The sequence below is a fragment of the Breznakia sp. PFB1-19 genome, from assembly GCF_029893935.1.
Classification (GTDB): Bacteria; Bacillota_I; Bacilli_A; order Erysipelotrichales; family Erysipelotrichaceae; genus Breznakia; species Breznakia blatticola.
The window spans coordinates 1-20,536 of sequence record NZ_JARXXJ010000028.1 but is presented as its reverse complement, the minus strand read 5'-3'; the positions used below and the strand labels follow the sequence as shown (position 1 = coordinate 20,536).

Genomic DNA, 20,536 nt, shown 5'->3' with positions numbered 1-20,536 from the left:
AATGAATACTTATTTTTTCTTCCCATAATAAAACCCCCTTAGGTTAAAAGTGCTTTATTTATTTGCACTGTCTACCTAAGGGGGATAATATCATATAACTTCTTACTTTGTCTTCAACTCCAAACATCCGAGCATACCTAAATAATTTGTTTACATCCTTTTTCTTACTAGCTGCATATCTCTTAAACGCTGGAATTACCTGTTCTAAGTCCGCATTATATTTCGGTTTCATTAAGTCCACTAATACACGTTCAATTTCATAAACCGTTACTTCTGTTCCGCCAGGTCTTTGCACGGATGTCACGCCAACTTCAAACTTATCCTTGTTGCTAATCATAACTGGTCGGATATTATCCACTTTCATTCGAACTGTTGAAGTTCCTTGTTCAAAGGCCATAGTAATTTGAATCGGTGCTCGATCAGAAAACCCAAGTAAGTAGAGTGCTGTCTCATGAGAATAGATTCCTTTTGGATATCGTTCTTGCAATAGAAAAAAGTCATCTGCGTAGCCACTTTCAGTAACATAAACCCCTCTTTGAACAGGATATATTTTCCCCAATCTTTCCAATGTTTGAAGTACCCATCGACCGATTCCAAGTTCTGTAACTTGTCTAGTGGTAATTATACCGTTGTTTTGGTTGGCAATGTTTAGTACTTTTTCTGCTTGATTCATACAACCACCTACTTTCATGCTATATTTCTACATACATTGTAGCACAAAAGTAGGTTTTGTTGATAATCTATTTTGAACTAATTTTTGTAAAAAGAATAAGTTTATTTAATTACATCGAAGCTAGAACCATTAAGTTCCAAACCTCCAAAAGTAATCAAAGACTGTTTATCTGTATTCTTCCTCTTATTTCTCAATCCTTGTCATCGATACCACACACTCAACATGGCTCGAGAGGATAGAATGAATGTCTTTCGCATTGTCGGTAAGCGGAAACATATCCACGGTATTTTTGACACTATCGGTAGATGGAAACATATCAACAAGAATTATTTCATTTTTAAGGCCTTATCGATGGCTTCCTGTATAACTTTGTGGCAACATAACCCCAGTGGATTATTTTCCTTACAATTAGAATCTTTCATAGCCCCTGTTATAGCATTCACTTCTTTTACTGTTTTTGCACCGTGTTTAATTACAGCCTCAATTACTTGTTCCTCCGTAACTCTACTACAATAGCATGCATACTTAGGATTTGCATCTTTTTTAAACCATATTGGAAATTTAACCTGTCGTTTATTAAACTTAAGATTAGCTTTCGTATTATAGTAAGTAATATCACATTCTTCATTCATACATAAATAATAATCGTAGTCACCAATTTGTTCTATCAACTCATCACTTACTATATGTTTTACTGTAATATTTTTTACATAAGTACCCTTGATTCCGCAAACCGGACACAATTTATTTTCCAACTCACATGAAGATTTGCTTGAGCTTTCATAGCAGCATTTATTCAAATTTTGACCTCCCATTCAATTCTTTCTTACATATTATGTGCATTAATAATAGCTATTTTTAGACAATACTAACCTTTAAAACGCTAATTACTATACTTGCAATTGGCGTTTATAATCATTATGATTTTAGTCTTTCTTTTAGCTCTTTAATCTTTGTCTCTATTGTAGATATTACTTTTTTAAATTCTTCATCACTCTTTCCGGTAGGATCATCAAGTCCCCAATCCTCGCGGTGCTTACATGGAAGATAAGGACAATTTACATTACAGCCCATCGTAACAACCACATCTACCGGTGGAATATCTTCAAGTAGCTTAGAACGTTGGGTTAGTTCCATATCTATATTATATATCTCTTTCATAAGTCTAACTGCATCTTGATTGATTTGTGGTTTGGTTTCAGTCCCAGCAGAATAACTTTCAAATACGTCACTCGCAAAGTGTTTACCAAGAGATTCTGCTATTTGAGATCTACAAGAGTTATGGACGCATATAAATGCTACCTTTGTTTTAGTATCACTCATAATTTTTCCTCCTTTATTTTGTATCTGGCTTTGGAAACCAGTGCTTTGTATTATTTGCTATTTTAACCAAAATCAACATGACTGGTACTTCCACAAGTACACCTACAATGGTCGCTAATGCAACCGGGCTTTGGGTTCCGAAAAGTGCAATAGCTACAGCTACAGACAATTCAAAAAAGTTTGAAGCACCAATCATACCAGCAGGAGCCGCTACATTATGTGGAAGCTTTAAAGTTTTACTTGCCAGATAAGCGATGAAGAATATTAGGAAAGTCTGGATAATCAATGGTATAGCAATTAAAACAATGTGTAATGGATTATTCAGAATTACATCGCCCTGAAATGAAAAAATAATTACTAAAGTCAGCAATAAACCTATGATGGTGACATTTCCAAATTTCGGTATAAAACTCTTTTCAAAGTATTCGAACCCTTGCTTGTTCGTGATATAGTTACGAGTAATTACTCCACCAGCTAAAGGTATCACAACAAATAATACTACAGAAAGAATAAGGGTATCCCACGGAATCTCCACACCGCTAACACCCAAGAGAAACGCAACTATAGGTGTAAATGCTACAAGAATAATAAGATCATTTGTTGCCACTTGCACCACAGTATAAGCTGCATTTCCTTTTGTCAAATGGCTCCATACAAATACCATCGCCGTACATGGAGCAGCCCCAAGAAGAATTGCTCCTGCAAGATAATCCTTTGCCAGTTCAGCTGGGATAAACGCTTTAAATATCACATAGAAAAACAGCCATGCAATACCGAACATGGTAAAGGGTTTTATCAACCAGTTAGTTATCCATGTGACAAAAAGTCCTTTAGGATTTTTACCTACATTCTTGATGCTTTGAAAATCAACCTTTAGCATCATTGGGTAAATCATAAGCCATATAAGAATAGCAATTGGGATAGATACTTCTGCATATTCAAATCGGCCTAAAAAAGCAGGGACTCCAGGCAAAAATTTACCAATAAGTACACCTGCAATCATGCATAATGCTACCCATATAGTTAGATATTTTTCAAAGAATCCTATTCCTTGTGTCTTTTCATTACTCATACATTTACCTTCTTTCTGAATATTTTTTTAGCTCTACTAATAACACTCTATATCTTTTCTTATAATCCAAGCCTCAAGATTGCTCAGGTCAGATTTAAACGATTCTTTTGAGCGAATATTTTCATGTATAAGGCTATCTAAAAACTTATTATTTGTGTTCCGTACAACTGAATAGTACACCCACTGAGCTTGTTTTCGGTCCTCTACAAGACCTGCATTTTTTAAATATTTCAAGTGTCTTGATGCTTTAGTCTGTGTTATGCCTAATGTCTCAACAATATCACAGACACAAAGATCTTTAGTATAAAGTAAATTTATAATTCTCAATCTAGTTTCGTCTGACAGAGCTTTCATCATGTCAACAATATTTTCCACCTATATACTCCTCTCCTTAATATTTGTATATTTGCTTATGCGAATACATACATATTGTACACCATAGTATATTCAAATAAAAGCCCTAATATCCATTTTTATTATTTACTATAGAGAGAAAGAAGCCGATTACTCGACTTCTTTTATTCCCGAGTTTAGAAGCAAAAAAACAACCATAATCATCATTTACCTTTTGTTCATCGATTTATTTCGATGTTTTTTTGTCAATATTTTTACACTAAAGTGTTGTGTGTTGTTATGTGATGTGGTATAATATACCTATATTAGGAGGTTTCTCTATGTTCGTTAAGAAAAATAAAAACTCTGCTGGTCGTATCGTTCTTGCTTATTACGAAGGCTATCGTGATAAAGACGGAATACCTAGACAAAAACACATTAAACGTATTGGTTTTCTTGATGACCTGGAAAAACTCTATGATGATCCTATCGCTCATTTCAAAGCTGAAGCTAAACGTTTAACTGAAGAATCAAAAGCTAGCAACCAGGATTCAATCCCTGTCTCTTTAGATATGAATCAACGCACACCCATTAACCAAAGCCAAGTTAAAAATTTAGGATACGTATTTCTACAATCTGTTTATTCTTCATTGAAGCTTCCTGAGTTTTTCAAGAATAAACAACGAAATACGAAGATTGAATACAATTTCAATAACGTCATCCGTTTGCTTGTATTCTCAAGAATTTTAAAACCGGAATCGAAAATCGCAACTTTCAAATCATCTTCTATGTATTTTGAGAAATTAGCTTCAAGTTCAGATGCTATTTACGATGTATTAACTCGACTCTATCCATTACGTAATGAACTACAAGCTTATTTACATGAAAGTGTAAAAGCAAAATATGGAAGACCTAATGAACATGCATTCTTTGACTGCACAAATTATTATTTTGAAATTGATTCAGAAAAAGGAATTCGAAAAAAAGGTCCAAGTACGGAACACAGAAAAACACCAATCGTTCAAATGGGATTATTGATGGATTCGAATGGGATACCAATGGCATACCATCTCTTCCCTGGTAACGAAAGTGAAAAAGTAAACTTACGTCCTGTAATCAATCGATGCAAAATTGACTACAATATAGGCAGAGTTATTGTGGTTGCAGATCGTGGACTAAATACAAGTGACAACATTTTCTATACACACGGTAAAGGAGATGGTTATATATATAGCCAAAGTATTCGAGGAGCAGATCAAGAATATCGTGACTGGGTTCTTGATGAAGACGGATATATAACTCACAATGATCATTCCGACACAATTACAGGTGATGATGAGAATGAAGTTATTGATGCATTTAAAATAAAGTCTCGAATCATTGGAAAGACAATTAAAATCGAAGAAAACGGCAAACGAAACCATGAGGTCACAATCAAACAAAAGCAAGTAGTATACTATAGTCCAAAGTATGCAAAAAGACAAAAAATGAAAAGACTGGAATCCGTTGAGAAGGCGCAGCGTCTAATTGAATCAAGCGGAAAATATACACAAGCATCTAACTATGGTTGCATGAATTATATTGAAGAAAATGTAATTGATCAATCGACAGGTGAACTATTACAAAAAAAGAAGAATGATAACATTATGCGTCATATAAATTATGACAAGATTGAAGAAGAAGAGAAATATGATGGGTATTATTCAATCGTGACTAGTGAAACGAATTTAAGTGATATAGAAATCTTAAATACTTATCGTGGATTATGGAAAGTCGAGGAGTCATTTAAAATCACAAAAAGTGAACTAGAATCTCGACCAACGCATGTATCAAGAGATGATCATATTGAATCGCACTTTTTCACATGTTTCTTATCATTACTATTAACACGTGTGATTGAACATGAGATTGAACGAAAATACTCACCACAACAGTTAATAGAAGGCCTTAGAAGTTTTAACTACACCTTGGTAACTGAGAATATTTATCAATGTTTAAATCGCAATGAGGTAATAGATTTATTAGATGAGACATTTGGATTGGATACATCAAAATATCGAATGACACTAGCAAAAATCAAAAATATTATAGCAACTAGTAAAAAAGAGTAAAATACACTACAAAAAAGTGTGAAACTAAAAACGGCTAAAACCTTATGAATAAAGGGCTTAGCCATTTTTTATGCTTTTTTAACTTCTAAAGTCAAGATATAATTACAACAATCCTATCTCCACAACCTACCCAAAAGTAATTCTATCAACTCAACTATACGCATTTTTTACGGTTGATATATTCCCACAAAGTACCGATTTTACAAAGGGTTCTGCCATTCTGCAAATCAGCAAAACAACCAGAACCCCTTATTTACTACACTTTTAAGCCTTTTACTTTTCAACCCTTGACATCAATACAACTGTCTCAACGTGTGCAGTTTGACTAAACATATCAACTGGTGTGATTTTTGTAATAGCATACGCTTCTTGCAATACTGCGAGGTTTTTTGCAAGTGTTGCAGGATTACATGATACATAGACAATATTTTGAATATCACTTTTCATAATACAATCTAACATTACATCATCTAACCCACTACGTGGTGGATCTACTACTAGTGTATCAATTGGTTGCTTAGCTGATAATTTAATCAATTCTGTACCTGCATCTCCAACCATAAATTTTGTGTTTTTAATATCATTTCTTTGTGCATTACGTTTTGCATTTTGAATCGCTTCTGGAATACTTTCGATTCCAATTACTTTTTTTGCTTTATTTGCTAGTAATAGTGACATCATTCCTACACCACAATACGCTTCAACAATGCATTCTTGATTATCTGCAACTGCATCTACAACAACATCATATAACCGACTTGCTTGCGCTGTATTTAATTGAAAGAAACTACGTGGTGATAAGGTTGCATAGATATCTTTAAAATGGAAATTTAGGAACTTTACTCCACCTAAATGGATCATCTCTTTACCAAATATATTTGTTGTTTTCTTTGTGCGATTTTCACTAAAATATAAAGAAACCACTTCTTCAATATTCATGATTTGATCAATACAATCTTTGGCAATATCATTTTTTCCGCCAACGATCGTTACTTGTACTTTGTTTTCTAATATACGCATAACTAAATAACGCAATCCATCTTTATTTGCATTTTCATACGCTTTATAGTGATGTACATTAAGTATTTTTACAATCTCGCGTTTAATCACATCCAGTCGTTTTTGGTGAATGATACAATGATCAATTCGCACAAAACGATTGGAGTTTGATCCATACATTCCAATAACCAATTTATCATTTTTCATTGCAAATGGAAGTTTGAGTGCATTTCGATAATGCAGTGGACTAGTTGAAGCAATTACATCATCAACTAAACTTGGATCAATCTTCGCATATTTCGTTAAGGTTTCTTGTAGCAGTTTTTTCTTGTATTCCAATTGTGTAGGATATGCAACTTGCATAAATGTACATGCTCCACATTCCTTAAAACTGCGACACTCTGGTTGTACGCGAAAAGGACTTGGATGCAGCACTTTTTTTACTTCTCCAAAGCTATAGTTTGGTTTTCTTTCTGTGATTTGATATTCAATAACCTCTTCAGGTAGGGTATACGAAATAAAGATAGGTTTCTTTTTTTCAAAGGCAATTCCTTCTCCGTTAATACCGATTTTCTTAATTGTTGTTTTCATCGTTTTGCGATTCCTTTTATCTTTGATTTTACTTGTACTTCAATTTTTAATAATCTCTCATACAATTTTGGATGTTTATATTCTTGCGTTTCATAACTCTCACCAAAGACCAAATTAATGCAATACCCTAAATAGATCACACTTGATAGCACATAAATCGCCATCACACTGATAATTAAAGTTGCCATTGGTCCATAAATACTTTGGTATGAAGTAAAGTATTCAATAATGGTTTGAAATAAGCGACTGAGTAATAATAACACAATCGATGTTGCAATCGCACCTTCTAATCCAAATAGAATGGGATGTTTTACAAAAGTTAGTACGCGATACAAAATATAAAACAACAACACCATTAGCATAAAAGATACCCAACCACTACTAAAACCAATGATTCCTGATAAAAAGCTCACACCAACAACAATTGCAATTAGTCCTAAAAAGACAATATATGCTTTGATACGAATGATAAATTTAGGTAGATTGATTTCTTCTTTCTCTGCAGTGATTAACATAAATGAGTAAACACTGCGACTTGCTAGATGTAAAGCAACAACAAGTGAGACAATAAATGAACTAATATTTGGATAGTTTTGATCCATGATGTAATCTACAAATCCTTCAATAAATGTTTCAGGAATAAAACTATATAGGAAATTTAATAAAACTTGAATATCTAATACACCTTGGTTAAATAGCATTACCAAAACAATTAGAATTGGAAGTAATGCTAACAGTAGACTAAATGCAAGAGAATAACGAAAAAGACTTCCTTCGAAGCTCGTAAATTCAAGCAATACATTTCTACTTTTTTTGATAAAATTTCTCATATGTTTATTATACCATAGCAAACAAAAGAAAAAGGGCTTGTAACTACGAGTTACTTGCCCACTCTGGCACTTCATTTCCACGTCTTAATAGAACTGTCTTTTGGTGTTCTGTTTGATTTAACATCATTAAGATCGCTTCGATTTCTTCTTCTGTACAACCAACGACTAATTTTGCTTCACAATCGCGTTTAAGAATGTCAGCTCCAACTATAATTCCTTGAATTCCTTTTGACATACTTCCTTTAAAAACACGAATTTCGCGAAGTCCATCGCCTCCAGTATCTTCCAATATTCCATAATTTACAGGGTAAATTAGATTTCTGTATTTTGGATGTGCACTGTCTTTAGCACGGTGTACAACAAGTTTGCTTGACAAATAAATTGTATCTAACTTTTGCCAAAACAAAGCGCTATTTTCAAATTCTTTCATCATACGTTTGCTCTTCCTTTTTTACAATATACGTACATTCTAACATAAAAAAATGTCAATAGTTACATTTTTGACATTTTTTTCATCCTTTTTGAAAACTTTTTCATTTATTTCTTTTTATCCAGTTGATATTCCACAACTAGATCATCAAAATCATCAAGCGTTACTTCACCAGTTACCGTTTCTTTTAATTCATCACCGTTCACAATTAGCGTTGCTGGTGTACCAGTAAACTTACCATCTAACATTTCTTGAACTTCAACCCAAGCACCTTTTGGATCTTCTTCATTTGTGAAGTTTAACTCATATACAGTTACATTGTGTTCCAATAAATAAGGAATAATTGTATCTTCTTTATAGATTTTACAGTGTGAACATGTTGTTTGAGATAATACCACCATTGCATCGCCTTCAGCAAATGAATGATTTTTAAACTGTTCAAAAGTAATTTCTTCAAGTTTCCCTTGAGATGTATCACGTTCATAATCTTTACTTGATGAACATCCACTCAATACAAGGAATGTACAAGTAAGAATTGCGATTAATTTTTTCATTTTCTAGCCTCCCAATAATCTATGGTTTTTATAATACTATAAACACAAGAATACAACTTTTCTTTTGCTTGCGCAAGTGCACTTGCAAAACTCATAGCACGATCTGATGTGCTATAAATACCAATGAATCCAAGTTCATATAATGTTTCATAATCTTTACCAAGTGCACCACTGACACAGATGCACGGTTTATTGTATTCATTAGCAACACCTACAACGCCTGCTGGTACTTTTCCAAACATCGTTTGATAATCACTTTGGCCTTCACCAGTAATCACAAGATCTGCTTCTTGTATTTGTTTGTCGATAGTTGTATACGTTCGTAATAGTTGAAAGCCGCTTTCAAAATGGGCATGAACTAGTGCAAGTGCACCCCCAATACCACCAGCTGCTCCACTTCCTTCAAAACTTGAAATATCATAGCCAAGTTTATGCCAAACATTTGCATAGCTTGTCATATCTCGATCGATCTTTTTGATCTGGTTTGGAAATAATCCTTTTTGTTTTCCAAAAGTATACGTTGCTCCATGTTCACCAACCAGTGTGTTTTTTACATCACAGGCTGCAATAACTTCAATCCCTTCGAGTGCATCAAACTTACGTAAATCAATACGTGCAACTTGTCCTAATGATTTTGCACTACTTTTTAAGTACTCGCGTTTATCATTGTAGAACTTTGCACCTAAAGCCGTTAACATTCCCATACCACCATCATTGGTTGAACTTCCACCAAGGGCAAGAATAATTTTCTTTACACCTCGACCTTTTGCATCAAGCATGAGTTGTCCAACACCATAACTTGTTGTATATAAAGGTTTTCTTTCACTTCGCTCACGCATATTTAAACCGATGACACTTGCTACTTCAATAACTGCAGTCTTACCTTGATCAATTAAGCCATAACTTGCATCGATATTTTGAAAGTATGCATCACGCGCTTGGACATGTACATACACTCCATTACACGCACTAACAAAAGCATCCACACTACCTTCGCCACCATCACCCATCGTGAAGCAATTAACTTCATGGTGTTTTGATATTGCTTGGATAGCATGCTTTACGGTTTCATTAGCTTGATTTGAACTCATACATCCTTTAAAGGAATCCATCGCGACTACAATTTTCATGAAAACATTATAACATAAAGAAAAGATGCGTCATGCATCTTCACTTATTTTTCATTATTTATTTTTTGCTTTGTATAATTGACGGTTTTCCATCGCAAAGATTCTTGGTGTGAAAGTTCCTGGTTCGACACGATCTAGTGCTTTTTCCATGGTATTCATCTTCGCATCAATATTATCTACCATATTTAAGATTTCAGCTTCTGGAATCATAGGCAATACAGGAGAACCAAATTCATAAGCACCATGATGACTTAATACCATATGACGTAATAACGTCACTTCCTCTGTTTGGTCTAACTCAAGACGACGCGCAATTTCATAAATCTTTGCTTGCATAATTGAGATATGTCCAAGCAATTTCCCTTCCGTTGTATATTCAATAATTACCGGTCCACTTAATTCAACAATCTTTCCAATATCATGCATTAAGATTCCGCTAATTAATAAATCTTCATCTAATAAAGGATATTGTGAACACATATATTTTCCTAGTTCTAACATTCCAAGTACATGTGTTGCAAGTCCTCCCACAAAGTTATGGTGATTTTTACTTGCTGCTGGATATACATAGAAATCATCCTCACATTCATCAAGTAATCCTTTTACAACCTTACGGTATACTGGATTTTTCAATGAATCGATATACGTTTGTACTTTATATTTCAATTCTTGCTTACTAAATGTTGATGAACGAACATAGTTACTGATATCTTCAGTATTTTGATCCAACACTTCAATTGCCGCAATACGAATTTGCAGTTGATTGTTGTGTAATAAGATATCTGCTTTAAATTTACAGATCATCCCTGCTTTATATTTATCTAATTCTGGTTCACTTACATTCCAGTACTTTGCATCCATGTCTCCTGTACTATCTTGTAGTTGAAATGATAAATAAGGTGCTCCTTTATTTGTCACTCCTTTACTTACTTGGAAAATCATCAGTTTAATTTCAACGCGATCTCCACTGCGTAAGTCTTTAATTTGTTTGTTATTCAGAACCATGCAATTCCCTCTTTTCTAATTCTCTAAGTATATCATCGTAATTGAATCCTTTTCTAAGTAAATATTGAATGATTCGATTTACGAGTTCCTTATCACTAAATTTTCTTGCATATGTACGATGTGCTTTATCATACGCATTACTCAATGCAACATTTTCCTTTAAAGCATCTTCATCAAAATCAAGTTCTTCAACGACTTCATTTGCTTGTGTGAACGTAAATCCATTTTTGATTAACTTGTTTTTGATCATATCCTTTTTCTCTTTTAAAGAACGGTTACGGATACTATCTTGATACTTACGTGCAAGTACTTTTGCTTTTGCAAGTTCATCATCTTCGGTAATCATTTGCAAATGTTGCTCGATCATTTCATAAGGAATTCCCTTAGCACGAAGTTGACGAATCAATTTCTTCTTACTTAAGCTGCTTCCATAACGCTCTACGTACATTAATGTATACACTTCATCGTTAATATATCCTTTAGATTCTAAAGTTTCAACTAAGCGATTGATTTGATCAATACCTAAAGGATCTTCTTCGTTGACCAAAAAGTCATACATTTCTTTACGGGTACGATCTTTAACCCGAATCTTACGTAAACAAGCACGGTATGCAAGTAAGTACTTTTCTTTCTTTTTCAACATCAAGAATAATGAATACTCAATGAATCCATCTTTACGCAGTTGGAACGTTACATAATCATCAAGTGATACAAGTAAGTTTACTTCATCCTGACTTTTTTCATTGATTAAGCGTAGTCGCATACAATCATCGCTTGTTCTGACATTTTCAATACTGTAACTATCTTCATAATCACGTATCACTTCTTTGTATACAGATTCTACATGTTTTGCGAATTGTTCCACATCATATTTTTCTACAACTTTTTGACATGCTTCTTTAAATGCTACACGCTTTTCTACTGGCAAACTAAAGAAATCATCAACTTTTTTAGCGAACTCTTTACCATCTTCAAAATAGAAACCTGTTTTATTTTCATACACAAGTTCATCAAGCACTTCATCGTGTCTAGCAAATACTGGCAGTCCTGCAGCAAGTGCTTCAATAAAAGTCATTCCTTGCGTTTCACTAAGCGAAGGTGAGACAAATGCATCTGCTAGGGCATAGTATGTTGGCATCATTTCACTTGGTTGTTTATCTGTAAAAATAATACGGTCTTCAATACCTAGTTTTTTTGCTTGTTTGATTAAATCATCAAGACTTGGTCCACCACCAACAACCATCATTTTTACATTTGGATCGCTTACGTACTGAAATCCATCAACGATGATATCGATATCTTTTTCTTGTGCGACACGACCAATATACGAAATCAGTTTTGTGTTTGCATCAAGTTTATAGGTTTCTTTTAATTGTTGCACCGCTTGCATATCCACATTCTCTCTTTTGAATGCTTCAAGATCAAGACCTGTAGGAATAATATGAATTGGACGACTTACCCCATAACGACGAAGCGCTTCTTCTGTTTTCATACTCGGTGCAATTACAGCACCTACAGAATCACCCAAATAGCGGATGACACTTGATAATAAACGTTTGGTTACATCATCTAGACTTTTTAAATTAAAACGGTTTACGTAGTGTGTATAGTCCTCATACATCGTGTGGTATGTATACACCACAGGAATTTGTAGTTGATGTGCCACAATTCGACCAAATACACTAACCGTAAATTCTTGTTGGACGTGAATGACATCTAAGTTCAATCCTGCGATTTCATCACGAATGGCACGACTATATGGAGTTCCAAGTTTATATCCATATAGTTTTTTGATTTCTAATCCAGGTAAACGATATACATGATCTTCACTTGTATCAGAGCTAAAACCCTTATGACTAGTGATGATATACACTTCATGTCCTAAATCTTCCAATCCTTTTTTTAGTGTAACAACACTACTTACAACTCCATTGATATCCGGAGTATATGTATCAGTAAAGATCGCTATTTTCATGATAATCCTCCTTCGTGATTACACTTACTTTTTGCTTATCGTATTTGCGTTTTAAAATAATGAAACACATACCACCAACTAACATAATTAAATGATATGTCGCAAATCGCCATAAAATCATAATACTATTTGCTTCAACTCCACTAAATAATGTAGAGAAAATTAAAATAAAAGCTGCTTCTGTTCCACCACTTGCCCCTGGCACTGGTAAAAAGGCATTGGCAATCATCACAAATGCACTCATCGTGATGACATCAAATAACATGCCTATGTTTACATCTAATTTCATTAGATATGCAATAAATAATGGAAGTGCATATAGCAGTGTTAAACGTAATACATTTAATGCAACACACTTAATTACCATTTTTTTCTTATGTTTAATTTCTTGAATTTCTTTAGTGAACTGATTCAAAGAAACATTCCACTTTGCAAGTGTTTCTTCTGGATGTTTTACGATGTGTAATTTACCTAATAAACGAACCACAAATCCACTTAGACGTGTATACGCTTTGGGAAACTTTGCCATTGTATAAAGAAAAACAATGACTGCACTATTGATCAAATATCCAATCAGTACCAAAATAAAAAAAGATGATTGCTCAGTAAAATAATACGTAAAGCGTAATACCATTAATACCGTTGTATAGGCAACCATCACACTTTGATAAATAATAAAATCAATCCACAACAAACTTAAGCCACTACTCATCTTTAGACCTTGTTGTTTCAAGATGTAAGCTTGTGCAAACTGTCCACCCGATGCACTTGGTGTAATTCCGCTAAAAAACGCCCCAACAAAAGCCACAGCAAGTCCATCTTTATATCGATAGCTGTGTTTGTAAGTTTTTCCAATGATCTTATATATCCACCCAATAATAAAATTATACGAGAGACCATACATAAAAATTACGATGATAGCAACAATACTAAGATTGGCTAACATTCCTAGTACTTCTCGATAATGATCTTTTAAGGCAAACCACAAACCAAAGGCAGTTAACCCTAAAATGAGTAGGAAATTTATTGCATAACTCTGTTTTTTCATATGCACCTATTATTTCATTAATACTTTTTCATAGACTAAAGCTAGTTGTTTTCCAATTTCTGGAATACTTCGTGTCAGCGCAGTTTGACGACCTGCTTCTTTTGTGGATGGAAGCGTTTCTTCTACCACACCCGTGATCAACTCACAAAATTCTTCTACACTATTTCCTTTATAGCAGTTTTCTTTATCCACTAACCATGGATCAAAAACTGGAATATCACGAACAATAACATTTTGGTAACTTGCTAATGCTTCAAGCACAACAATCCCTTCGGTTTCTTCCTTACTAGGAAAGAAAAAAGCATTTGCACCACTATATGCACCTTCAATAATTGGTCCCTTTACATATCCAGGGAACAGTAAGTTTGGAATATCATTTTCACTTACCACTTCACGGATATGCTTTGGTACTGTGTACAGTGGTGTATATCCAAACCAAATAAATGTATATTCAGGTAGACGTTTTGCGGCTTCCACAAAATCTAAGATTCCTTTTCGATCGAAATATAGACCTACCCCAATTACAACTTTTTGATCTTCTTTTAAACTGAAGTATTTACGGAATGCTTTTACCTTTTCTTCATTATAGTTAAACCGGTGAATGTCAATTCCATTACTTACCGCTTCAATTGGTTGTGTTAATCCGTATCCTTCTAAGATTCGTTTTGAATATGGGGTTGGTGTAAGAATGTAATCTCCTTGCGAATATACATTCATAATAATCTTTTTAAAAATTGGTGCAATTTGATTACTTAAAACAAACGAGTCACGAAAATCCTCTTCTGTACTATGGGCATGAACCACTACTTTCTTCCCTGCTTTTTTCGCTTTTGAAATTAAGCGTGAAGAGTTAATCATATATGTGTTTACGTGAAGAATGTCATAATTTTCATCTGTAGGGTCCGTTGTATAGTCAATACCTTGACTTTCAAGGGCAGCCATTTGATGTTTCATTGCACGACCAATTCCACTAGTTTTAATCATTTTTTCATTTTCAAAATATAGTAATATCCTCATAGAATCTCCATTTTCCTATCTATTATACCATGTTGACAATCGTAACCCTAGAAAAAAACAGTCATTACGCTGACTGTTCTAAACTTTGATATGAAAGTTGTACTTTTTCTAATAAACGTGCACGTGTATTTTCATCCATAAATCCAGCTTCGATTGTATCAATTGTGATTTTCTTTGCCATGTTTACATCAATTGGAAATGCTTCATTTAACTTCTCAAATTCTCTTGTTAGGTTGGTATGAGAAACCGTGCGATTATCCGTATTAATGGATACTAGAATTTCATCTTTCATAAATTCTTTGATTGGATATTCTTTTAATGAAGCGATTGCTTTGGTTTGTAAGTTACTTGTCGGACACATTTCTACCATCACTTTTTGTGAGCGCGCAAAACGTTTTATCTCATCATATGAAGACATTGCAAGTCCATGGCCAATTCGTTTTGCCCCTAATACAATCGAATCCATGACATTCACTTCGTTTCCTGTTTCTCCTGCGTGTAACGTAAATGGAATTTTAAGTGCATACATCTTTTCGATTTGTTCACTAAAGCCAATGGTTGGAAAGGCATTTTCATCTCCAGCCAAATCCATAGCAACGTTGTGTCGACGACGAATCTCTTTTACTGCTTGAATGACTTTGTCATGTGTTTCCTTACTTTCATGACGCATCAAACAAACAATTAAACTACTTTCGATACCTAATTGTTGCTTTGCTTGTTTCATTCCCTGCAATACTGCTTGAATTGCTTTTTTGATTGTCAGCCCTTTTTCCAAATGAAAGGTTGGCGCAAAACGCAGTTCCATGTAACATACATTTTCTTTAGCACCTTGACTTAGTACATCCACGGTTGCACGTTTTAATGCATCCTGACTTTGTAGGTGTTTCAAGATGAAATCAAACTTTTCTAAATATGTCTTTAAGTCTGGACACTGATCATCCACACTAACTAAGTTCTCTACTTCTTCTTTTGATAAGGCAAAAGATGGATCTTGTTCTTTTGCGAGTTGTTCAAGTAGTTCTACAGATACTGAACCATCTAAATGACAGTGCAATTCTGCTTTCATTATCGTATTAAAATCCATAAACATATCCTTTCGTTATTTTATGGCTAATTATAGTATAGTTCGAGTATTGAATCAATCTAATTCAAATGATTCCATATTTTTTCTTTCCATAATAAAACCCCTTTGGTTAAAAGTGCTTTATATATTTGCACTGTCTACCTAAGGGGGATAATATCAGTTATACTCTGTTTCTTTTATTATTTTCAATAAATTCTTTAAACCAATAAAAGCTTTTTTTCTTGTATCTTTTGTTTGTTCCACGACCTCTATCATCACGGTCTACATAAATCACACCATATCTCTTACTCATTTCTATGGTTCCACAACTCACAATATCTAAGATACCCCACATTGTATATCCCAAGATTTCAACACCATCTTCGATAGCTTCTTGTAGTTGATTAAAGTGTGCATCTAAATACTCAATTCGATATTGATCATTAATAGTGCCATCATTCAATAGAACATCATTTGCACCAAGTCCATTTTCAGCAATGAAAATAGGTAATTGATAACGATCATACATATCGTTTAATGAAATTCGTAACCCGATTGGATCAATTTGCCATCCCCATTCACTCGATTCTAAATATGGATTTTTCAATCCATTCAACAAATTACCACTAGTCGTTTCATAATCTGGATCTTGACTGCTAATCATCGACATATAATATGAATAGGCAATAAAATTCACAGTGTTTTCAGATAGTATCTTTTCGTCATCTTCTTTCATCTCAATCGTTATATCAAGTTCCTTAAACATCCTTGTACAATATGATGGATATTTTCCTCGCACCATTACATCTAAATAGAAATAGTTTTTATAGTTTTCATCTAATACACTTTGCATAACATCTTCCGGCTTACATGTTGCAGGATACGTTGTAAACCTTGCTATCATTCCACCTATTAATGCATTAGGTAGAATTCGTTTACATGCTTTTATCGCAAGTGCATTTGCAATAAATTGATGATGTGAAGCTTGAAATATTGCTTGATCATAATGCTGTTCCTGGTCTTTTATAACAGAACATCCATTATATGGATTAAATCTATTACAGTTAATTTCATTAAATGGCAACCAAAAATCAACAACATCTCCAAGTCGTTCAAATAAAACTGTTGCATATTTTTCATAAAAATATATAACTTCTCTATTCTTCCAACCTCCATATTTTTCTATTAAATTTACGGGCATTGCATAATGTAAAATTGTAGCGAAAACTTTAATTCCACGTCTCTGACAATCTAGAAATAAATCTCGGTAAAACTGTATTCCTTTTTCATTAGGTTTTTCATCATCCCCATTTGGAAATATGCGTGCCCAACTTATCGATGTTCTAAACACTTGTAGTCCCATCTCTTCAAACAAATCCAAATCTTCTTTCCAATGATTGTAAAAATCAATTCCCCACCGAAATGGATAGTGTTCAACTTCATCACTTTTCAACGCATCTAAATAACGATTTGATGTCATATTTATATTACGATTTTCATTCCTTGTTTTTTTATCCCAAGCAGCATCAAAGTACCGTAAATCTTGTGTGTCTAATCCTTTACCATCGATATTCCATGCGCCTTCTGCTTGCGATGACGAAATAGCACCACCCCATAAAATCTTTTTTGGATTCATATTCATTTCTACTTACTCTCCAATTTCTCTCATTATTACCTGACTTCGTTTCGCACTAATATAACTTAATGCAAATGCGACAACAAATGAAACTACTACCCCTACAATTGCAAAAACAAAATTCATATTATTATTTGGATCAATAAATATTGGAATTGTAGTTAAACCGGTAGGACCAAATACGATGCGTTTTACACCAAATATCCCACAAATTAACCCTCCAATTCCACCACCTATAAGTGCACATAAAAATGGTTTTTTTAGTTTTAAATTTACTCCATATATTGCTGGTTCTGTAATTCCAAGCAAAGCAGTGATTCCACTTGAACTTGCTAATGCTTTAAAATCAACATTTTTTGCAAGTGTCGCAATAGCAAGTGCTGCTCCAGCTTGAGCAACATTGGCTACTAAAAATCCTGCACCTAACATATCAAATCCATTTGCGGCAATCGCTGTCATTACTAATGGAATTGTAACCACATAGTGCATACCTAACATTATGACAATTGGAGCAACTACTCCAAATAAAATAGGCAATGACCATGGTGCTTGCGTTTGAATAACATTTAATACACTTTCAAGCCATGTTCCAATAATAGTTCCTAAAGGCCCAATTATGACAAAAGCAATCGGAATCATGATAAGTAGTGTTAATAATGGTTTTAAAAAGAAGCGAATTGCTTTTGGAGAGATCTTGTCAGAGAATTTCTCAACATACGATCCAACCCATACAACCATGATTACAGGAATTACCGTACTGGTGTACTTTGCTAAAGTCACTGGCATAAATCCAAACAGTTTTACTGCTTCACCAGCATCCACCATACTCATGTATGTAGGATGAATCATCATTAACCCAAGCAACATCCCCATCATAGGATTCATTTTAAATTTTACAGCAGCCGAATAAGATAACATGATAGGCAAAAAGTAAAATGGTGTATCTCCAACGAATGTTAGGATTTGATACGTTTGTGTTCCTTCTTTCATTAACCCAGTCATCGTTAATAAAATCAATAAAACCTTAATCATCGCTGCACCAGTGATTGCAGGTAAAATTGGTGTGAAAATACCAGAAATTGTATCTAAAACATCAGAAAATACAAAACGTTTTTTTAGATCTGTTGATTCCACTACACTTTCTGTTCCACCAGCCTTAGTAACTTCTAATACTTTTGTTAATTCATCATAAACATGTGAAACATCAGTACCTATGATTACTTGATGTTGTCCACCAGCAATTACCGTCCCCATAACTCCATTGCATTTTTTCAATTCTTCCTCTTTAAATCTCTCTTCATCTTTCAAATTAAATCGCAAACGTGTTGCACAATGCGTAAAGGCTTCAACATTTTCTTTACCACCGACATTTTGCAAAACAATCTCTGCTAGTTCTTTATAGTTCATACATTCTCCTTTTGAAAATTACTATCATTTCTTAAGTTGTACAAATAGCTATTTGTTGATAAAGTTAACAATATACAGGTTAACTTTAATCACATTATAGAGTGTTAAATTAATTGCAACAATATCAAAAATATCGTTGTGTACTGTCAAAAGGTAAGGTGGTTCATATGAACAAAATAGAATTAGATAAATTGTTACATTCACATACAGAGCAAGAAACCTATTATTTGGAGCATCCAAATGCACTTTCTCCAAGATATACATCAATGAAAAAAACATTCATTAACGGAAAGGAAGTATTGAATTTTTCACTTCCAAAATTAATGGAACAAGAAATATTAATCAGAAAGGACTCTCGTTATACTTTCGTTCCATTTTATACGCACACCAATATAAATATGAATTATATTTATTCTGGAGAATGTACCTACCTTATTGATGACACCTATATAACTTTAAAAAAAGGAGATGTTTGCATATTTGATAAGGATGTTGTACGTTCCAAAATGAAAACCGGAGAAAATGATATTGTAATTAATATTAGTATTAGTAATGATTTCTTTTCCAAAGGTGTCATAAACAACATTGGAGAACAAAGTATTATTGCAAACTTCATAGTAAATGCACTATCAAACTATGAAAAACATAATCATTACCTTATATTTAGAACAAATGCTTCTACAAAGATTATTTCATTATTTGAATCAATACTTCTGGAATATTTCCAAAATGAACTTTATAGCAAAGAAATCATGAACGCATATTTAAATATTACTTTTATGGAGCTACTTCGTCTTTATCAAATGGATCCACAGAACCATTACATTCAACTATCAGAACAATCTCCGCTAAATATAATTGATATCCTTCATTATATTGAAAACAATTATGTTGATGCATCACTAATTGATTTATCAAAAAGACTTGGTTATCACCCAAAATATCTATCAACTTATATACACAAAAAAACTGGAAAGACTTTTAAGCAAATCCAGTTGGATCAAAGACTAAAAACTGCGTGTGTTTTTTTAATGAACACAACCCAAACCATTGAAGAAATTGCATCTTCCGTTGGAATTAACAATTTAAATTTCTTTTACAAGAAATTTCGCGAAGTATATCAACTGTCACCAAATGAATTTCGCCTGAAGCAAGAATATTAGATCATATATTTATCTTTATACATCGACCTGAGTAATGATAACTCAGGTTTTTTCATTAAAAAAGGAGGTTCATCAAATACTGAGTATTTAAAAGTACCTTGGGTTTGATATGGCTCTAAGAAAACTATGGGTCATTTATAACCACACATCAATGTGACCTTTAAAGAAGTTTTGGG

General features: G+C 33.6%; 19 protein-coding genes. 2 read left to right on the top strand and 17 right to left on the bottom strand.

Translation table 11 applies throughout. The annotated features are described in order from the left end of the window. Positions 1–58 precede the first annotated feature (58 nt). From M2098_RS10370 to M2098_RS10350, 5 genes are all read right to left on the bottom strand, one after another. Entirely contained in the window at positions 59–673 is a 615-nt protein-coding gene (locus M2098_RS10370) for a type IV toxin-antitoxin system AbiEi family antitoxin domain-containing protein (protein WP_280684220.1), read from the bottom strand. A gap of 326 nt (positions 674–999) precedes the next feature. After that, positions 1,000–1,488 (bottom strand): Csac_0668 family 2Fe-2S cluster-binding (seleno)protein, encoded by a 489-nt coding sequence (locus M2098_RS10365; protein WP_348521609.1) that lies wholly within the window; start codon positions 1,486–1,488, stop codon positions 1,000–1,002. A gap of 103 nt (positions 1,489–1,591) precedes the next feature. After that, the gene (locus tag M2098_RS10360; RefSeq protein ID WP_280684216.1) at positions 1,592–1,996 is read right to left on the bottom strand and encodes an arsenate reductase ArsC; all 405 of its coding nucleotides are present in this window, start codon (positions 1,994–1,996) and stop codon (positions 1,592–1,594) included. Positions 1,997–2,009: 13 nt separating this feature from the next. Then, positions 2,010–3,068 carry an ACR3 family arsenite efflux transporter gene (gene arsB, locus M2098_RS10355; protein WP_280684214.1) on the bottom strand — a complete coding sequence of 353 codons (1,059 nt, stop codon included), beginning with the start codon at positions 3,066–3,068 and terminating at the stop codon, positions 2,010–2,012. Between the two features lie 36 nt (positions 3,069–3,104). Continuing rightward, entirely contained in the window at positions 3,105–3,443 is a 339-nt protein-coding gene (locus M2098_RS10350) for a metalloregulator ArsR/SmtB family transcription factor (protein WP_280684212.1), read from the bottom strand. 299 nt (positions 3,444–3,742) lie between these two features. On the opposite strand from M2098_RS10350, the gene M2098_RS10345 reads away from it, so the two are divergent. Further along, positions 3,743–5,512 (top strand): IS1634 family transposase, encoded by a 1,770-nt coding sequence (locus M2098_RS10345; RefSeq protein ID WP_280684211.1) that lies wholly within the window; start codon positions 3,743–3,745, stop codon positions 5,510–5,512. 273 nt (positions 5,513–5,785) lie between these two features. Here M2098_RS10345 and rlmD read toward each other — a convergent pair whose 3' ends face one another. The 12 genes from rlmD to M2098_RS10285 form a co-directional block, all read right to left on the bottom strand. Next, entirely contained in the window at positions 5,786–7,102 is a 1,317-nt protein-coding gene (gene rlmD / locus M2098_RS10340; RefSeq protein WP_280684210.1) for a 23S rRNA (uracil(1939)-C(5))-methyltransferase RlmD, read from the bottom strand. After that, complete coding sequence (locus M2098_RS10335; RefSeq protein ID WP_280684209.1) at positions 7,099–7,932, bottom strand: YhjD/YihY/BrkB family envelope integrity protein; 834 nt, start codon at positions 7,930–7,932, stop codon at positions 7,099–7,101. Before M2098_RS10335 ends, rlmD begins: the two co-directional genes overlap by 4 nt. Positions 7,933–7,975: 43 nt before the next feature. After that, complete coding sequence (locus M2098_RS10330; RefSeq protein ID WP_134167724.1) at positions 7,976–8,362, bottom strand: Inorganic pyrophosphatase; 387 nt, start codon at positions 8,360–8,362, stop codon at positions 7,976–7,978. A 107-nt stretch (positions 8,363–8,469) separates the two neighbouring features. Continuing rightward, positions 8,470–8,916 (bottom strand): hypothetical protein, encoded by a 447-nt coding sequence (locus tag M2098_RS10325; RefSeq protein WP_134167548.1) that lies wholly within the window; start codon positions 8,914–8,916, stop codon positions 8,470–8,472. After that, entirely contained in the window at positions 8,913–10,046 is a 1,134-nt protein-coding gene (locus tag M2098_RS10320; protein WP_280684208.1) for a glycerate kinase, read from the bottom strand. The genes M2098_RS10325 and M2098_RS10320 overlap by 4 nt, the downstream gene beginning before the upstream one ends. Positions 10,047–10,100: 54 nt before the next feature. Then, positions 10,101–11,051, bottom strand: coding sequence for an HD domain-containing protein (locus M2098_RS10315; protein ID WP_134167544.1), 951 nt, complete (start codon positions 11,049–11,051; stop codon positions 10,101–10,103). Next, complete coding sequence (locus M2098_RS10310; protein ID WP_280684206.1) at positions 11,038–13,026, bottom strand: RecX family transcriptional regulator; 1,989 nt, start codon at positions 13,024–13,026, stop codon at positions 11,038–11,040. Before M2098_RS10310 ends, M2098_RS10315 begins: the two co-directional genes overlap by 14 nt. Further along, the gene (locus M2098_RS10305) at positions 13,004–14,074 is read right to left on the bottom strand and encodes a lysylphosphatidylglycerol synthase transmembrane domain-containing protein (RefSeq protein ID WP_134167540.1); all 1,071 of its coding nucleotides are present in this window, start codon (positions 14,072–14,074) and stop codon (positions 13,004–13,006) included. Before M2098_RS10305 ends, M2098_RS10310 begins: the two co-directional genes overlap by 23 nt. Positions 14,075–14,083: 9 nt before the next feature. Beyond that, positions 14,084–15,091: a glycosyltransferase gene (locus tag M2098_RS10300; protein ID WP_280684204.1), complete on the bottom strand. Its 1,008-nt coding sequence runs from the start codon at positions 15,089–15,091 to the stop codon at positions 14,084–14,086. 64 nt (positions 15,092–15,155) lie between these two features. Beyond that, positions 15,156–16,175 carry an adenosine deaminase gene (add, locus tag M2098_RS10295; RefSeq protein ID WP_280684202.1) on the bottom strand — a complete coding sequence of 340 codons (1,020 nt, stop codon included), beginning with the start codon at positions 16,173–16,175 and terminating at the stop codon, positions 15,156–15,158. 160 nt (positions 16,176–16,335) lie between these two features. Beyond that, positions 16,336–17,796 carry a glycoside hydrolase family 1 protein gene (locus tag M2098_RS10290; protein WP_280684200.1) on the bottom strand — a complete coding sequence of 487 codons (1,461 nt, stop codon included), beginning with the start codon at positions 17,794–17,796 and terminating at the stop codon, positions 16,336–16,338. A 6-nt stretch (positions 17,797–17,802) separates the two neighbouring features. Then, positions 17,803–19,197, bottom strand: coding sequence for a PTS transporter subunit EIIC (locus tag M2098_RS10285; protein WP_280684198.1), 1,395 nt, complete (start codon positions 19,195–19,197; stop codon positions 17,803–17,805). A 167-nt stretch (positions 19,198–19,364) separates the two neighbouring features. Between M2098_RS10285 and M2098_RS10280 the strand changes: the two genes are divergently transcribed. Continuing rightward, positions 19,365–20,360, top strand: coding sequence for an AraC family transcriptional regulator (locus tag M2098_RS10280; RefSeq protein WP_280684195.1), 996 nt, complete (start codon positions 19,365–19,367; stop codon positions 20,358–20,360). The last annotated feature ends 176 nt before the right edge of the window (positions 20,361–20,536 follow it).

Excerpts from the sequence above, each read along its gene's own strand:
- M2098_RS10370 (WP_280684220.1), bottom strand. The coding sequence starts at position 673 with ATGAATCAAGCAGAAAAAGTACTAAACATTGCCAACCAAAACAACGGT.
- M2098_RS10365 (WP_348521609.1), bottom strand. The coding sequence starts at position 1,488 with ATGGGAGGTCAAAATTTGAATAAATGCTGCTATGAAAGCTCAAGCAAA.
- M2098_RS10360 (WP_280684216.1), bottom strand. The coding sequence starts at position 1,996 with ATGAGTGATACTAAAACAAAGGTAGCATTTATATGCGTCCATAACTCT.
- arsB (WP_280684214.1), bottom strand. The coding sequence starts at position 3,068 with ATGAGTAATGAAAAGACACAAGGAATAGGATTCTTTGAAAAATATCTA.
- M2098_RS10345 (WP_280684211.1), top strand. The coding sequence starts at position 3,743 with ATGTTCGTTAAGAAAAATAAAAACTCTGCTGGTCGTATCGTTCTTGCT.
- rlmD (WP_280684210.1), bottom strand. The coding sequence starts at position 7,102 with ATGAAAACAACAATTAAGAAAATCGGTATTAACGGAGAAGGAATTGCC.
- M2098_RS10335 (WP_280684209.1), bottom strand. The coding sequence starts at position 7,932 with ATGAGAAATTTTATCAAAAAAAGTAGAAATGTATTGCTTGAATTTACG.
- M2098_RS10330 (WP_134167724.1), bottom strand. The coding sequence starts at position 8,362 with ATGAAAGAATTTGAAAATAGCGCTTTGTTTTGGCAAAAGTTAGATACA.
- M2098_RS10325 (WP_134167548.1), bottom strand. The coding sequence starts at position 8,916 with ATGAAAAAATTAATCGCAATTCTTACTTGTACATTCCTTGTATTGAGT.
- M2098_RS10320 (WP_280684208.1), bottom strand. The coding sequence starts at position 10,046 with ATGAAAATTGTAGTCGCGATGGATTCCTTTAAAGGATGTATGAGTTCA.
- M2098_RS10315 (WP_134167544.1), bottom strand. The coding sequence starts at position 11,051 with ATGGTTCTGAATAACAAACAAATTAAAGACTTACGCAGTGGAGATCGC.
- M2098_RS10310 (WP_280684206.1), bottom strand. The coding sequence starts at position 13,026 with ATGAAAATAGCGATCTTTACTGATACATATACTCCGGATATCAATGGA.
- M2098_RS10305 (WP_134167540.1), bottom strand. The coding sequence starts at position 14,074 with ATGAAAAAACAGAGTTATGCAATAAATTTCCTACTCATTTTAGGGTTA.
- M2098_RS10300 (WP_280684204.1), bottom strand. The coding sequence starts at position 15,091 with ATGAGGATATTACTATATTTTGAAAATGAAAAAATGATTAAAACTAGT.
- add (WP_280684202.1), bottom strand. The coding sequence starts at position 16,175 with ATGGATTTTAATACGATAATGAAAGCAGAATTGCACTGTCATTTAGAT.
- M2098_RS10290 (WP_280684200.1), bottom strand. The coding sequence starts at position 17,796 with ATGAATATGAATCCAAAAAAGATTTTATGGGGTGGTGCTATTTCGTCA.
- M2098_RS10285 (WP_280684198.1), bottom strand. The coding sequence starts at position 19,197 with ATGAACTATAAAGAACTAGCAGAGATTGTTTTGCAAAATGTCGGTGGT.
- M2098_RS10280 (WP_280684195.1), top strand. The coding sequence starts at position 19,365 with ATGAACAAAATAGAATTAGATAAATTGTTACATTCACATACAGAGCAA.